13 protein-coding genes and 1 tRNA gene are annotated in these 13932 nt (G+C 52.2%); 7 read left to right on the top strand and 7 right to left on the bottom strand.

What is annotated here, in order from left to right; all coding sequences use genetic code 11:
• Positions 1-193: 193 nt before the first annotated feature.
• Both OB13_RS20455 and OB13_RS20450 read right to left on the bottom strand, forming a co-directional pair.
• On the bottom strand, positions 194-853 hold the full coding sequence (locus OB13_RS20455) for a YceI family protein (RefSeq protein ID WP_461492039.1): 660 nt from the start codon (positions 851-853) through the stop codon (positions 194-196).
• A gap of 69 nt (positions 854-922) precedes the next feature.
• Positions 923-1372, bottom strand: a complete 450-nt coding sequence (locus OB13_RS20450; protein ID WP_461492038.1) for a MarR family winged helix-turn-helix transcriptional regulator — start codon at positions 1370-1372, stop codon at positions 923-925.
• Positions 1373-1842: 470 nt separating this feature from the next.
• On the opposite strand from OB13_RS20450, the gene OB13_RS20445 reads away from it, so the two are divergent.
• From OB13_RS20445 to OB13_RS20430, 4 genes are all read left to right on the top strand, one after another.
• On the top strand, positions 1843-3282 hold the full coding sequence (locus OB13_RS20445) for a dicarboxylate/amino acid:cation symporter (protein WP_461492037.1): 1440 nt from the start codon (positions 1843-1845) through the stop codon (positions 3280-3282).
• Between the two features lie 337 nt (positions 3283-3619).
• Positions 3620-4627 carry a c-type cytochrome gene (locus OB13_RS20440; RefSeq protein WP_461492036.1) on the top strand — a complete coding sequence of 336 codons (1008 nt, stop codon included), beginning with the start codon at positions 3620-3622 and terminating at the stop codon, positions 4625-4627.
• Between the two features lie 53 nt (positions 4628-4680).
• Positions 4681-5178, top strand: a complete 498-nt coding sequence (locus OB13_RS20435; RefSeq protein ID WP_461492035.1) for a methylated-DNA--[protein]-cysteine S-methyltransferase — start codon at positions 4681-4683, stop codon at positions 5176-5178.
• 89 nt (positions 5179-5267) lie between these two features.
• On the top strand, positions 5268-5711 hold the full coding sequence (locus tag OB13_RS20430) for an RDD family protein (RefSeq protein WP_461492034.1): 444 nt from the start codon (positions 5268-5270) through the stop codon (positions 5709-5711).
• Between the two features lie 343 nt (positions 5712-6054).
• Here the strand turns inward: OB13_RS20430 and OB13_RS20425 are convergent, their stop codons facing one another.
• The 5 genes from OB13_RS20425 to OB13_RS20405 all read right to left on the bottom strand — a co-directional run bounded on the left by OB13_RS20425 (position 6055) and on the right by OB13_RS20405 (position 11611).
• Positions 6055-6630: a SixA phosphatase family protein gene (locus tag OB13_RS20425; RefSeq protein ID WP_461492033.1), complete on the bottom strand. Its 576-nt coding sequence runs from the start codon at positions 6628-6630 to the stop codon at positions 6055-6057.
• A 53-nt stretch (positions 6631-6683) separates the two neighbouring features.
• Entirely contained in the window at positions 6684-9560 is a 2877-nt protein-coding gene (locus OB13_RS20420) for a tetratricopeptide repeat protein (RefSeq protein WP_461492032.1), read from the bottom strand.
• A 214-nt stretch (positions 9561-9774) separates the two neighbouring features.
• Entirely contained in the window at positions 9775-10485 is a 711-nt protein-coding gene (locus tag OB13_RS20415; protein ID WP_461492031.1) for a phosphatase PAP2 family protein, read from the bottom strand.
• A 211-nt stretch (positions 10486-10696) separates the two neighbouring features.
• Positions 10697-10778: transfer RNA gene (locus OB13_RS20410), tRNA-Leu, on the bottom strand.
• Between the two features lie 125 nt (positions 10779-10903).
• Positions 10904-11611 carry a phosphatase PAP2 family protein gene (locus OB13_RS20405; RefSeq protein WP_461492030.1) on the bottom strand — a complete coding sequence of 236 codons (708 nt, stop codon included), beginning with the start codon at positions 11609-11611 and terminating at the stop codon, positions 10904-10906.
• A 98-nt stretch (positions 11612-11709) separates the two neighbouring features.
• Here OB13_RS20405 and thpR point away from each other — a divergent pair, with 98 nt between their 5' ends.
• The 3 genes from thpR (at position 11710) to OB13_RS20390 (ending at position 13688) form a co-directional block, all read left to right on the top strand.
• Positions 11710-12267, top strand: coding sequence for an RNA 2',3'-cyclic phosphodiesterase (thpR, locus tag OB13_RS20400; protein ID WP_461492029.1), 558 nt, complete (start codon positions 11710-11712; stop codon positions 12265-12267).
• Positions 12268-12318: 51 nt separating this feature from the next.
• On the top strand, positions 12319-12810 hold the full coding sequence (locus OB13_RS20395) for a CinA family protein (RefSeq protein WP_461492028.1): 492 nt from the start codon (positions 12319-12321) through the stop codon (positions 12808-12810).
• 185 nt (positions 12811-12995) lie between these two features.
• A complete protein-coding gene (locus OB13_RS20390) occupies positions 12996-13688 on the top strand; it encodes a class I SAM-dependent methyltransferase (protein WP_461492027.1) in 693 nt (230 codons plus the stop codon).
• Positions 13689-13932: the final 244 nt, after the last annotated feature.

Below are 13932 nucleotides of genomic sequence, written 5' to 3'. Positions count from 1 at the left end.
TATACCTATACCTATACCTATACCTATACCCGGTGCACGATTCGGACAAGTCGCGACCTGTCCCTACAGCTTGAACCGCTGGCTTTCCTAAAGAGAGGCTCTTCTTTTATGCTGTAATCCTAGAAAAGAGACAAATAAAAAGCCCCTTCCTGTTTTGGAGGAAGGGGCTCACTTTAAAGGTGAGGGGAGAAAATTACTGCTTCGCGGATACTTTCAGGCTAACAGTGAACTCATCATAAATTGCCTTATCACCCAGGTCTTCGAAGAAGTTAGAAGAGCGATAACGAATGTCATACTTGGTACGGTCTACGGTCACATCGGCTTTTGCGGTGGCTACACCGTCTTTTACTGTAACGGTAGCCGGGAAAGCAACCGGGTTGGTAATTCCTTTGATGGTCAGGTTACCTTTCACGTTGTAGTTTGGCTGACCGGCAGCTGCCTTGGCAATCGGCTTCAGATCGGTGATGTTGAAAGTAGCAGTCGGGTGCTTCTCTACGCCGAAAAAGTCATCTGACTTCAGATGACCTACCAGCTTACCGTTCATACCTGCGTCCTTAATGTCGGTGCAGGTAATAGAAGCCATATCAATCACGAAAGTACCGCCGGTCACCTTATTCTTCTCAACGTTCAGCTGGCCGCTTTTCAAAGAGAGACCACCCATGTGCTCACCGGTTACTTTCTTGGCATGCCACTTCACTTCGCTTTTAGAAGTCTCCACGTTGTAGGTACGGCCCTTGGCAGGTGCTACCGCTTCCGTAGTGGCTGTAGTAGCCGTTGCTGTGTTTTTGGGGCCGGTAAATGCTGAGAACATCAACGCTGCGGCGCATGTAGCTAAAATAGCTGTCTTCTTCATGATTGATTAATTTAGAGTCTATTGTTTTTGGGTTATATTTTTTGATTTAAAAATTTCCTGCCCGTAGGATTACCCCCTGACCTTGTCCAGCAGCAGGCTCAGCTCCTGCGCCTCTTTCTCTGTCAGGTTCCGGATACCGGTGCCCTTCCCTCCTTCCAGTTCGTCCATTTCTTCCAGCAGGTGCAGCCCTTTCTCTGTGATCAGCACATCCACGGTCCGTCGGTCATTCGGGCATTGTTTGCGGGTAACCAGCTCCTTGGCCACCAGCTTATCCACAATGCGGGATGCATTGGATGTCTTATCCAGCATACGCTCGATCAACAGACTAACCGTAGCCGGCTTAGGATATTGCCCGCGTAGGATTCTCAATATATTATATTGAGGCAATGTCACTCCAAATGGTTTAAAATGGGCATTTTGCTCCTGCTGCACCCAGCCTGAGGTATAAATCAGATTGATATAGGCCTTCTGGTATAGGTTCTTAAATGTATGCTGTTGTATTTCCTCTTCTATTCTCATGCCAATATCTCAAACTATCAACTCTACAAATATATGTACATACATTTAATGTAGCTGCAATATGTATAAATTTATTTTTCCTTTACTATTTCTTTAAACCAATAGGTACCTTCCCTTCTCCTGTTTCATCAATGTGAGCCTCCCGATGCTTAATTAATCAAGTATAGGCAGCTGGTGAGATATCGTCTTTTGAAGGGAGCAGCGGGGTGTTGTGCATTGAGTTCAAAACAGTCGGGACAGTATCTTTTGCTCCTATAATGGTAGCAAAATAACACAGGAAATGAAAATATAAGTTTTGCTATCCTTCTGCTGCTTATTGCACATGTACGCCAATATAGTATATTTGCTGAATCTCTTTATCTGCCAACTAGCCCTAAATGCGTGCTTTTGCTTCCTTTTCAAACGCTATGGAAGCACTCTGTATGCCGACTTTACAGCAGCATTGGCAGCCGTTCAACTTATCTTAGTTTATGAAGAAATCCTTTATTCCGCTGGTCACCCTTATTGCTATCACCCTGGCAGCGATCGTTACCTTGCTGCAGCAGTATGAAGTTATCTCCCTTTCAACACAAGCACTGGCTGCGGTGCGCTGGTCCGGCACTGCTGTGCTGCTGGTCTATGGCCTTCAGAAACGCTCCCTCACCACCTGGATCCTGATCAGCATGGTAGTAGGTGCCCAGATCGGCTACGACTTCCCTTCCTTTGCTACCAATCTCAACGTGCTCAGCAAGGTCTTTTTGAAACTCATCAAGACGATCATTGCGCCGCTTATTTTTGCCACACTGGTGGTAGGTATAGCCGGCCATGCCAACCTGAAGCAGATCGGCAGCATGGGCTGGAAAGCACTCTTATACTTCGAAGTGGTAACCACGATCGCTCTCTTCATCGGCCTGGCTGCTATTAACATCAGCAAAGCCGGCGAAGGCATCGACATGACAGGTATAGCCGAGACCGAAGAAATTCAAGCCCCGGCTAAACAGACCTGGGCAGATATCATCCTGCACATCTTCCCTGAAAACATCGCCAAGTCCGTAGCCGAAGGGCAGGTGCTGCAGATTGTGGTGTTCAGTGTGATCTTTGCCATTGGACTGGCCATGGTAACAGAGAAGAAGCGCAAGCCGATGATCGACTTCTGCGAGAGCCTCTCGGAGACGATGTTTAAGTTCACCAATATCATCATGTACTTCGCCCCGGTGGGTGTGGGTGCCGCTATTGCCTACACAGTAGGCCACATGGGCTTTGGCATTCTGGTGAACCTCTTCCAGTTGCTGGCCACGCTTTATGTGGCGCTGCTGGCCTTCGTGCTGCTGGTGCTATTGCCGATTGCGCTCATCGCCCGCGTTCCGATCGTGCGTTTCTTAAAGGCCATTTCAGGTCCGGTGTCCATTGCCTTTGCCACTACCAGCTCGGAGGCAGCCTTGCCACGCGCTATGGAAGAGATGGAGAAATTAGGCGTACCGCGTCGCATCGTGGCCTTCGTAATGCCGACAGGCTACAGCTTCAACCTCGATGGAACGACGCTATACCTGGCGCTGGCCGCTGTGTTTGTGGCGCAGGCTGCAGGTATAGACCTGAGCTGGGAGCAGCAGTTGTTAATGGTATTTACGCTTATGCTTACCAGCAAAGGCGTAGCCGGTGTGCCGCGTGCCTCGCTGGTGATCCTGCTGGGTACCGTTGCTTCCTTCAACCTGCCGGTGTGGCCACTGTTTGCTATCCTGGGGATTGATGAACTCATGGACATGGCCCGTACTTCCATCAACGTGACGGGCAACTGCCTGGCCACGGCCGTGGTAGCCCGCTGGGAAGGCGAGTTTCATCCTGAAAAGGAAGTGGGGCTGGTCGAAACGACAAACCCCGAATTAGAGAGCCTGCTGCCGAAAAAGGAAAGTGAAAAAGCCGAACTGGTGTAGAAAGGTATAGCTCATACTTGTCAAGCAAAAGGGTCAGGATAGGCATTCTGGCCCTTTTGCTATTTATATGATTTTAGAAACTTCTGGAAAGAAAAAAAGGAGTGCCCTCAAAATGTCCTGAGCCTTCGCAACAGCTCAAACCCTATACCTGCTGATAAGCCGCATCTCCTGTAGGCAGCTTTTTTATGAGTTCTACTCGCTCTACCAGGATCTCCACTAAAAAAACTGATGCATGTAAAAGCCACAGTTTGAAAAGGTCAATTTTTTATAAATATTTGACAATTAATTTATCATTGTATCACTATACCTGACCGATCACGCAATACAACAGGAACGTATGAAAAAAGCATTCAAAATTCTCAGCTATGTGGTGGTGGGCCTGGTAGTTGCAGTAGCAGCAGGTATTGTATACTTCCGCTATACCTTCCCGAAAGTAGATGCGGCTCCTGCAATAACCATTGACAAAACGCCTGCCCTCGTAGAGCGGGGTGAATACCTGGCGCATCACGTAGCCGTCTGCATCGATTGCCACTCCACGCGGGACTGGTCGCAGTTTTCCGGCCCGGTCATAGCAGGTACGCTGGGCAAAGGGGGCGATATTTTTGATCAAACCATGGGGTTTCCGGGCACCTTCTATGCCCGAAACATCACTTCAGATAAAGAAACAGGGATTGGTAACTGGACCGATGGGGAGATTTACCGGACCATTACGACCGGGGTGAGCCGGAACGGGGAGCCGCTGTTTCCGGTGATGCCTTACAAAAGCTACGCGCATATGACAACGAATGATGCGTATGCCATCATCGCCTATATCCGCACCCTGGCCCCTATCCGGCATACGGTTCCCGAGTCCGAAGCGGACTTCCCGATGAACCTTATCCTGCGCACCATACCTTCCGGCAAAGCTACTCCAACCGACGAGCGAACATTGGATGACGAGGTGGTGAAAGGAAAATACCTGCTGACGGTTGCCGGCTGCGCCGAGTGCCATACACCTCAGGACAAAGGGACTCCCATCGAGGGTAAGTTCTTAGCGGGTGGTTTTGAATTCCAGCTCCCCAATGGCGGTATGCTGCGGTCAGCTAACATCACTCCCGATAAGGAAACGGGCATCGGTAACTGGTCGGAAGATGCGTTTGTGCAGCGTTTCAAAAACTACGAGTCACTGAAGGCAACAACCAACAAAGTACAGCCAAACGACTTCAACACCATCATGCCCTGGACCATGTATGCAGGTATGACAGAAGAAGACCTGCGCGCCATTTACAAATACCTGAAAACCATCGAGCCAAAAAACAATCAGGTAGAACACTATACGGCCGCAAGTGCCACTGCAAAAAAGTGAGATAAGGAGTCGCATCACTGGCATTTCTTTACCGCAAACTGTATCTTTATCAGATGGATGCAACGACTCATACAGCCTACCTCACCACGCCCCTTGGCATACTTTGCATAACAGGATCTGCACAAGGTATAGCAGCTGTCCGGTTTTGTGAACAGGAAGTAGACCTGGTGGCAGCACCGGTTCCGGATTGCCTGGCAGACTGCGTGCAGCAACTGGAGGAATACTTTCAGGGTAAGCGCCAGCAATTCGACTTGCTGCTTAATCCGCAGGGAACTGCTTTTCAGAAACATGTATGGCAGCAGCTGGCCACGATCCCCTTTGGCAAGACCAGTACTTACCTGACTGTAGCCCGTGCCGTATCCGGCGAAAAAGCCATACGTGCCGTTGGAGGAGCCAATGGCCGCAATCCGCTGGGCATCATCGTACCCTGCCACCGGGTGATCGGGAGCGATGGCAGCCTGACCGGGTATGCCGGTGGCCTGTGGCGAAAAGAGTGGCTGCTGCAGCATGAGGGCATCTTACAACCGTCTTCTCAATACTCTCTCTTTTAAAAGTACTAATAATAACTAAAAAACTGCAACCTCTTTTATTTATTGCAGTATAGGAGAGTAACACCCTTGCCCTACAGGGAGGATCTCCTATGCAGTTATCGTATCAAAAGACAAAACCGAGTGAACATGTAGCCGATCTGGGTACGCGCATGATCGCCTTTTGCCTGGATTTTCTGCTGATACTCACCCTCATAGGAGTGATCGAATATTATACCATCAGCAGCAACGAAGAAGCCTTTCTGTTAAAGAGTGAGCGCCTGCTACACTTCCTGATGGGTTGGTTATATTTTGCCGGTTCGGAGAGTTCAGCCTGGCAGGCTACGTTAGGGAAACATCTGCTCGGACTTCGGGTTGCCAGCACCCGGGGCGAACGCATTTCCTTTAAGCGCGCTACCATCCGTTACTTTGCCAGACCCATCAGTATTTTTGTTTTTATCATGCGCGCCCTGGCCAGTTCTCCTCTCACCAGCCTGCAACTGCTCCACGACAGGGTAGCCAGAACAAAAGTTGTCATCAGCGACCGGCAAGCATAAGTATTCTTTCAGAATCATGCTGCTGAACAAAGAATCAGCCCAATGCTTCCCTTCCTCTATACATCGAACTGACACCCTCATTCATTGCCTGGGTATACGGAGACCATTCCTCCTGATCAAGCAGGTACAGTTTTACGTTTTCCCCACCCGATTCTTTTGCTTTCCTAAAACTTCTTCCCTTAACCAGCTACAACTCTGGATTAAATTCAGAATAAACAGATGCGCTATACCTGCTTTTATACAAGCAGAGTATCCGGCTATTCCAAGATCAGGGCACCCAAACAAAAGCCCACCTGCTCCGGAGCAGGTGGGCCTTGTCAGAAAGGAAGTTTGGGGCTATAGCTTACTTTGCCTGTACCCAGTACTGGCTTACTTCCACGACTGTTTTGTCTTCCGGGTCGACGGTCAGTTTAAACACAAAATCATAGGTGTTGTCGGAGATATCGCTTACCGGCCGCCTGGCTCCGAAAGCCTCGATCATCGGAAGAAGCGTGTTGGAATGCCCTGCCACAACAACCGTCTGTCCGCGGTGCTCCTGCAGGAGGCGTTGCCTGATGCCGTTGAAATCGTGGCCCTCGTACTGCCGGATCTCCAGTTGCCGCTCATCCGCCAGTGGCTTGAGCGTGTTCACTGTCCGCATATACTTGGTCGCATACAGGGCATGTACCTCCTGGCCGTTGAGTAGGGCGCGCAGCGCTTCAGCCCGTGCTTTGCCATCGGCCGTCAGATCCGGGTCCTCATTCGATGGATCGGAGATGTCCTTCTCTGCATGGCGCACCAAGTATACCGTGGTTGGTTCACTTACCTGCTGTTCGGTCTCTACCGCCAGGTCACTATCGCCCGAGCTGGACCGGCACGAGGTAAAAGCAACTGCCAGGAAAAGCAGCAGCAGCAAAGGAATGCGTAGAAAATGTTTCATGCGTTAGTTGTTGTTTAGTTAGGTGTATGGAGTTGTTGGAATGAAAATTCTTATCAGATACGATAGGCCAGATCAATGCCTTCGGTAACCAGTCTTTCTGCCTGCCCATTTTTCCCTGTTTTAAATAGCAGGCGGGCCAGGCTCTCTCGCGCCTCCAGCAGGTAGGGGTTTTGCTTTAGGGCCTCCTCATACGATTTTCTAGCCCGCTTCAGATCATCCTTCGCTTCCCATATCTTGCCTGCGGCCAGGAAGTACTCACAGCTTTGAGCCGGGGACTCCTGCACCGGCTGCTTTTTGAGCTCTTCGATGGCCCGGTTCACCTCCCCGAGCTCAGCGTACACGCGTGCTAGCAGGTAGGCTTCCCCTCTTAGCCTGGCCTTACCCGCTGTGATGGGCTCCAGCGCCTCCCTGGCAGCATCCGCATTGTTTTGTTTCAGGTGATACGCGGCCAGCCGCACCATGTAGCTGGGGCGGGGCGTTCCGGCCGCCGACAGAATACGCTGTGCTTCTTCCAGGGTGGCAATGGCCTCCGGATACCTTCGCTGGGTTGCCAGCACTTCGGAATATTGCTGCCGCAGCTCATAGTTCTGCGGCTTGCGGGCAACCAACCCGGCCAGAACCTGGGCCGCTTCAGGGGCGCTACCGGCAGCCCCCCGCAGCCAGCTGGCATAGGCCTGTGCCTCATCCCGCCTGTCGCGCAGGTAGGTGGAGATGGTGGGTGCGTCCTTTACATATTGCTCAGCCACTTCTACTGCCTCCGGAATCATGCCATAGCCGGCGTAAAACTCCCGGAAGGACTGGTTGATGCGGGCACGTGTCAGCAGGTCGTCTTCCAGCTCCAGTGCCTTGTCATACAGGAGCGTCTGCTGCTGTACTGCCCGGCGCTGCGCCAGTTTCCCGGCACGCCGCTGGGCTTCCAGCAGCTCTGCCTCCGCCCCATAGATGGGCGCATAGTTGGGGTTAATTTTTTTGGCTGAATTCAACCAGGCTTGTGCGCCTGCAAAATCGAGCTGTCGCTGCCGGACACCCGCATAGGCCAGCATGGCAGGTTGATAACCGGCATCCCACGTGAGGGCTGTGTCCAGGTAGGCCAGGGCTTTCTCATAGACCTGTCCCCGGTTTTCGCGCTCCGCCAGGTTGACGTATACCTGTGCCCAGTTACTGGCCATCGCTTTTTTATCGCCAGCCAGGTACGCCTGCTGGCGCTGCACCAGATTATCCAGGAAGGTATAGAGTTCCGGATCTTTGGCCTTCAGGTCGCTGGTAGTGTTGATGGACTTGTGGTTGAGCGGATGTACTTTGACTGGCTCAAAATAAGCCGGGTAGGTTTGTGCCAGGTATTCGTGCTCGTTGTTGGCGGAATAATAGTCGAGGGTGCGGCCTTCTTTCATGGCCGTATGGTAGAGGTGGCGTACCTGCCTGTTTTCGGCATCGGTAAACACCCTGCCATGAAACAGGTGTACGTACTCATGCAGCACCACATTGCGCTCCAGGTAGGCTCCCCGAATCACATACTCAATGGCAGCAGCTCCGCTTCCTACACCCCGTATGTCCATCCACTGCCGGTTATCGAAGGTGGTGGCCTGCCGGAAGAAGGGCGATTTCATGGCGATGGCCAGGTCAATGTGCAGCGGCGGGATCACGAAATCTTCCCCCTGCCGCGACAGGAACGGAAAGTATGCCGTGCTGGCATAGAGCTGCTGCCATACCATCTTCTGCACCGTCTCACCCGGGTAGTAGGTCACGTCGGGGAATACCCGCGCAAAATTCACCGGGTCTTTGATCGTTGTGTTCTGAATCACCTGCGTGAGCGAGTCGTAGGCGGCCAGGTAGGTCAGTTGCTTTTGTTTGATAACAGCGGCCAGGGCATTGTGCGCCGGACCGTAGTGTTTTTTCTTTTGCAGAATGCGCTGGAAAATCACCTGAGCCGAGTCCAGGCGGGGCTGCCGTGGCAGGTCGAAGGCCATGTAGTAGGCCGAACCGCGCAGCATGTCGGGCAGCACCGACTGCGGATACTGCTGCTGCACTTTTTTGATCTCTGCCAAAGCCTGCGGCAATTTGTTTCCGGAGATCAGCTGATCGGCAGGCTGAAGCGCGGCGCGTACCTGCTCATCGTCCGGCTGGGCATAGTCGGCATACGTGAGGTTGGTATGGCCGTTGCCCCAGTGCCAGTGCGTGACGTAGTGCAAGGGGTTCAGTTCCAGGGCCAGCTCCCATTGGGCCGCCATGTCGTTGAGCTGCGTGGCATCTACGCGGCGCCAAATGGCGTAGCCGTAATTAAAGCGGGCATCGGCATTGAAAGGATTCAGGGTAAGGCTGGTTACGAGCGGTTTTTCTGCCTCTTCCGGCTTCTGGTCCCAGAAGAGCACATCCGATTCCAGTAAATAGGCGTCGGCATTTTTAGGATTCCAACGCTGTACTTTAACCGCCTGTGCCAGCGCCTCGTTGTACTTTTTCTGCAGCATCAGGATACGGCCTGCCGCCAGGGTAGCGGCTTCGTCTTTCGGATTAACTGCCAGCAGCTTCTGTACAGTCGCCAGCGCCTGGGGCAGCTCCCAGGCCTGTACCTGCAGGCGGCTTTTCAGCAGCATCGCCTCATGATCGCCGGGTGCCTGCTTCAGCACCTTCTGCACCAGCTCTCCGGCTGCGTGGTAATCGTTCTGAAGTATAGCCAGGCGGGCTTTTGCCAGTTTTGCCTGGGGAGTCTGTTGTGATCCGGCCAAAAGCTGACCGGCTTCCTGCCACATCCCCAGTTCCAGCATACGATTGGCCTTTTCAGGTATAGCCAGGTCAGTTGCTTCGCTCACCTGCTTCCGCTCCTGCTGCAGCTTCGCCCTCACTTGGGCTACCTGGTCCGGATGCTGCCCGAAGGCAGGAAGCGTCATCAAAAGGAAGGTAAAGCTGACGAATACTTGGAAAAGTCGTTGCATGGTGCTGGTTTGGAGATGACAGTTGATATCCCGAAAATAGCCTGCTATTCTGTTAAATCAAAATTCCTATACCTCAGCCAGATACATCAGCCGGCACAACCGTCCCTTTGAGCCAGAGGAGTTCCTCCATTGGCCGTAAAAAACCACAAGCACATGCTTTATTCCTGCAGGTATAGCACTAATCTGACGGACCACCTTTTCACTTTCTGACTTTTTAACTTTCCAACTCTTCCAACTTCTCCGCCATATACTTCTGCCTGTAGAACTTCTCCAGCTTTTTCATCAGGTAGATTGCCAGCAGCAGCCAGAGTATGCCCATCGCGTAACCGGCCAGCACATCAGTGGCATAATGCACATTCAGGTAAACCCTGCTATACCCGATGAGGAGCAGCAACAGCGCCAGCAAACTTATCCATAGCCACTTCCAGAATGGGTTGTGTACTTCCCGCCACACGATGTAGATCAATAAGCCATAGAAGGAGACTCCGATCATGGCGTGGCCGCTGGGGAAACTAAGACTCGACTCCTTCAGCATGGCGGTGATAGGACGCGGACGCTCAAACAAACTTTTCAGCAGCTGGTTGAGCATGGTGCTGGTAAAGGCGATCATGAGTATTTTGAGCGCATACCAGCGCAAAGAATGAAACCAGGCAAATACCATCACCAGCAGGGGCGGCGCTACGAGCAGGTAATCTGCTGAGGCAAAGAACGAGATAACGCGCATAAAGTGTGTCATTCCTTCCGACCTGTGGGAAGCGGCATAGCTGAAGAGCGCGTTGTCAAGGCCCGTGTCCTTGTAGACGAACACCTCCTGCACCATATAGCCGAACACCAAGAGGCAAAGCAGGAAGGTCATACCTATGAGGACAGCTTCTGCAGAAAGCAGCGCCAGCAATTCCAGAAATCTTTTTGTGAGGCGTTTCATCCGCAATAGCTTTACGGGCAGGCGGTTGTGGCGGTTGGTCAGCAGATAGCCTTTGGGTTAGCCTGAAGAGTTGATGACCTGTTCCCAAATAGCTTACACTCGCCAGAGGCGAGCGAGGGCAGACTTCACTTCATTTTCAGAAAGGTTTTGCGGAAAGGCCTGAAAACAAAAAGGCCGGCTGTAAAGCCGGCCTTTTGAACATTTGAAAGAGTGCGCACGGGGAGATTCGAACTCCCACACCCGAAGGCACAGGCTTCTGAGACCTGCACGTCTACCAGTTTCGCCACGTGCGCAGCTGGTACTAATTCAAAATGTATTGCCCCAAAACCCTTTAACCCTTATAGATTGGGATTGCAAAGGTACAACAGAAATTATTTCTTGCAAGAGTTGCCCCAAAAAAAATTCATTCAAGTTAATATTAATCTTCCTCTACCACCGGGGCGACCTCTTTTCGGGTGAACTTTTCGATCTTGCGCAGCGCCCATATGCCGAAGATAACCCACAGAATACCAGCGGCAATGCCTGCCACGACATCGGTGGCAAAGTGCACGCGCAGGTAAATTCTGCTAAAGCCGATAAGCAAAATAAAAATTATCAACAGTACCACTAATAAGTTGCGCAGCGGCTTCGACTCCACGTGTTTCCAGGTCAGGTAGATGATCAGGCTGTAAAAAGATGCAGCGATCATGGAATGTCCGCTCGGGAAACTCAGGCCGGAGGCTTCCACCAAAGGCATGTCCGGGCGGTCCCGATCAAAAAAATACTTGAGCACCAGGTTGAGCGAGATACTGCCCAATGCCACCACCGGTACTTTGAGCGAGTACCACTTATGCTTGCGCACAAAAACGAAGTAGGCGATCAGCATCAGCCCGGCCGCTGTCATAAAATGCCGGGAGGCAAAAAAAGTGATGAATTCGATAAACCGGGTAAAGCCAGTACTCTGCACTTCTGCCGCCAGCGCAAAAGCGGACTCATCGAATTTCAGAGGACCGGGTGCTGCGACCACTTCTGATCCGATGTAGAGGAAGACAACCATGCAGACCATGAAAATGGCCAGCACAAAGAACAGTTCCACCGTAAAAAGGGCAAAACCGGCCGCAAATTTTCTATAGAAATGTCGTATCATGTATCGTTCGGGGCTTAGTATACCGCAGGCGAATTAGGCACCTGCCTACCGAATACGTATTTCAGGACGTACAAGTATAGCTCACTCACAAACAGCCTATGAGCAACACCACCAGATTATTTGTAGCGGCAGCTTTGCCCAATGAATTGAAGCAATACCTGGGCGAGCAGGCAAGCCACTACCAGCAGGAGGCGATCAGGCCCGTACCGGCCGAGAACCTGCACCTCACACTCTACTTTATCGGCAATGTAGCGGCAACGCAGCTGCCCTCCATCAAACAGGTGACGCAGCACATTGCCCGGCAGTTTCCGCCCTTTGATCTGCACCTGGAAGGTATAGAGCCCGGGCCCAAACCCAGGTCCCCCCGCCTGATCTGGGCCCGGTTCGAAAGCAGCGAGCCCTTTGAGCAGCTGAGCCAGAGCCTGACGCAAGCCCTATCCCCTGTTCCACCCAACAACCGGAAATCCATTCCGCATATCACGCTGGCCCGCTTCCGGAAAGACCGACCTGCTCCAAAGCACCTGGAAATGCTTCTGCCCGAGCAGCCCGTGGTACTGCAGGTAAAGGAGATCGCCGTCTGGCATTCGGAGCTGGCCTCGCCCCATCCCAGGTATACGATCCTCGAAAGTTACCCGCTTGCGCACAACCTGCCGTAACGGAAAGTAGTATGATAAACACTGTTTAATTCTCATCACCCTATAAAATTTATGACACAGAACGAGCTGACTGAGCTGACGATGATGTTGAAGGACAAGGGCCTGACGGTGGCCTTTGCGGAGAGTTGTACCGCCGGCATGCTGGCCTCGGAGATGGTCAAAGCCAAAGGCAGCAGCGATGTGCTGAAAGGAAGTCTCGTGGTTTATCAGCCGGAAGCCAAGAAAAAGCTGCTGGGTGTGAAGCAGGATACCCTCGACCTGTACACGGCCGAGTCGCAGCAGGTAACCAACGAAATGGTCATGGGCCTGAAGAAGGCGCTCAATGCCGATATCAGCATCGCCACAACCGGACTGGCCGGGGAAGGAGCTTCTGAAAATTCGGAGAAACCGGTCGGCACCATGTTCGTCTCCATTCTTTATGACGGCAAAGCGGAGGAGTTCCGGGAGGTCTTTCAAGGCAACAGCCTGAGCATCCGCAAACAACTCACGGACTATATTTTTGAGAAGCTGAAAGGAGTCGTGGAGGAGCATTATGAGCGGTGACCGGTAACCTGGCGAATCAATCGCCCTGCCTGGTCTTTTCTGATTCAACCTGAAATCCTCCGAAAAGAGCAGCATACCTTATCCTCTTCTGAAGGAGGGCGTATTGACTATACCTTAAATTCAGTAATTTAACATTCGTAGAAAAGTGACCTTTGAAGGGGCAGGGGGATGATCAACCCTCTGTGATGAAATTATCTCCCGGATCCATACAACCCCTAAAGCCCTTGCGCCAACCTAAGAATAGTGGATTTGATACAGTAGCGCCGTTCTATGACAGCCTTTCCCGGCTGGTGTTTGGCAACTCGTTGCGGCAGGCCCAGCTTGCCCACCTCCGGGCTATACCTGCCCGGGCGCGCATCCTGCTGATTGGCGGCGGCTCCGGCTGGCTGCTGGAAAAGCTGTTGCAGCTGCAGCCATCCCTTACCGTAACCTACCTGGAAGCTTCCCCGAAAATGCTACAGATGGCGCAGGCGCGACTGGCCAAAAATCAGGCATTGGCAACTGCGCCCGTCACGTTCCGACTGGGGACTGAGGATGCGTTGCAGCCCGGTGAGACCTTTGATGTTATCCTGACCCCTTTTCTGCTGGACCTGTTCCCGGATCAGCGGCTCCGTCCCCTCCTGGATCGTTTGTACCAGACACTGACTTCCGGTGGCAGCTGGCTTTTCTCCGACTTCTGCCCTGTTCAACTTCCTCCTCCCCTCTGGCAACGTCTGTTGCTCCAAAGCATGTATACTTTCTTCGGTCTGCTCAGTGGTGTGGAAGCCAGGGCCTTACCTGATTTTGAACAGCATTTTGCACGCCTGCAACTCCAGGAGGAACGTGCTGCCTCGTTTTATGGAGGTATGGTTCAGGCGAAGGTATACCGGAAGGTATAGCGGATGATTACTTTTCTCTGGGCTTTGGTTCTGCTGTGTAGCAGGGGCTTCATCAGACTGGCTACTTATCTTGTTGTATAGCTTCGCCTGGCCGGCGGGGCCTTACTTTTCTCCTTGATGAGAAAAGTAAAGCAAAAGAATCAAGACGCTCCAAACTCGATGAACGCTCAAACAGTGGAGCGCCACAAGGTGCACCTGGCTCAAGCCGTTGCTTCGTAGCGGAGGTTGTAAGTTAGTCTGCTAT

Source organism: Pontibacter sp. HJ8 (genome assembly GCF_054824225.1).
Note: the sequence above shows the minus strand (reverse complement) of the source record. Positions and strands in the feature narration are given on the sequence as shown.

Excerpts from the sequence above, each read along its gene's own strand:
- OB13_RS20455 (WP_461492039.1), bottom strand. The coding sequence starts at position 853 with ATGAAGAAGACAGCTATTTTAGCTACATGCGCCGCAGCGTTGATGTTC.
- OB13_RS20450 (WP_461492038.1), bottom strand. The coding sequence starts at position 1,372 with ATGAGAATAGAAGAGGAAATACAACAGCATACATTTAAGAACCTATAC.
- OB13_RS20445 (WP_461492037.1), top strand. The coding sequence starts at position 1,843 with ATGAAGAAATCCTTTATTCCGCTGGTCACCCTTATTGCTATCACCCTG.
- OB13_RS20440 (WP_461492036.1), top strand. The coding sequence starts at position 3,620 with ATGAAAAAAGCATTCAAAATTCTCAGCTATGTGGTGGTGGGCCTGGTA.
- OB13_RS20435 (WP_461492035.1), top strand. The coding sequence starts at position 4,681 with ATGGATGCAACGACTCATACAGCCTACCTCACCACGCCCCTTGGCATA.
- OB13_RS20430 (WP_461492034.1), top strand. The coding sequence starts at position 5,268 with ATGCAGTTATCGTATCAAAAGACAAAACCGAGTGAACATGTAGCCGAT.
- OB13_RS20425 (WP_461492033.1), bottom strand. The coding sequence starts at position 6,630 with ATGAAACATTTTCTACGCATTCCTTTGCTGCTGCTGCTTTTCCTGGCA.
- OB13_RS20420 (WP_461492032.1), bottom strand. The coding sequence starts at position 9,560 with ATGCAACGACTTTTCCAAGTATTCGTCAGCTTTACCTTCCTTTTGATG.
- OB13_RS20415 (WP_461492031.1), bottom strand. The coding sequence starts at position 10,485 with ATGAAACGCCTCACAAAAAGATTTCTGGAATTGCTGGCGCTGCTTTCT.
- OB13_RS20405 (WP_461492030.1), bottom strand. The coding sequence starts at position 11,611 with ATGATACGACATTTCTATAGAAAATTTGCGGCCGGTTTTGCCCTTTTT.
- thpR (WP_461492029.1), top strand. The coding sequence starts at position 11,710 with ATGAGCAACACCACCAGATTATTTGTAGCGGCAGCTTTGCCCAATGAA.
- OB13_RS20395 (WP_461492028.1), top strand. The coding sequence starts at position 12,319 with ATGACACAGAACGAGCTGACTGAGCTGACGATGATGTTGAAGGACAAG.
- OB13_RS20390 (WP_461492027.1), top strand. The coding sequence starts at position 12,996 with ATGAAATTATCTCCCGGATCCATACAACCCCTAAAGCCCTTGCGCCAA.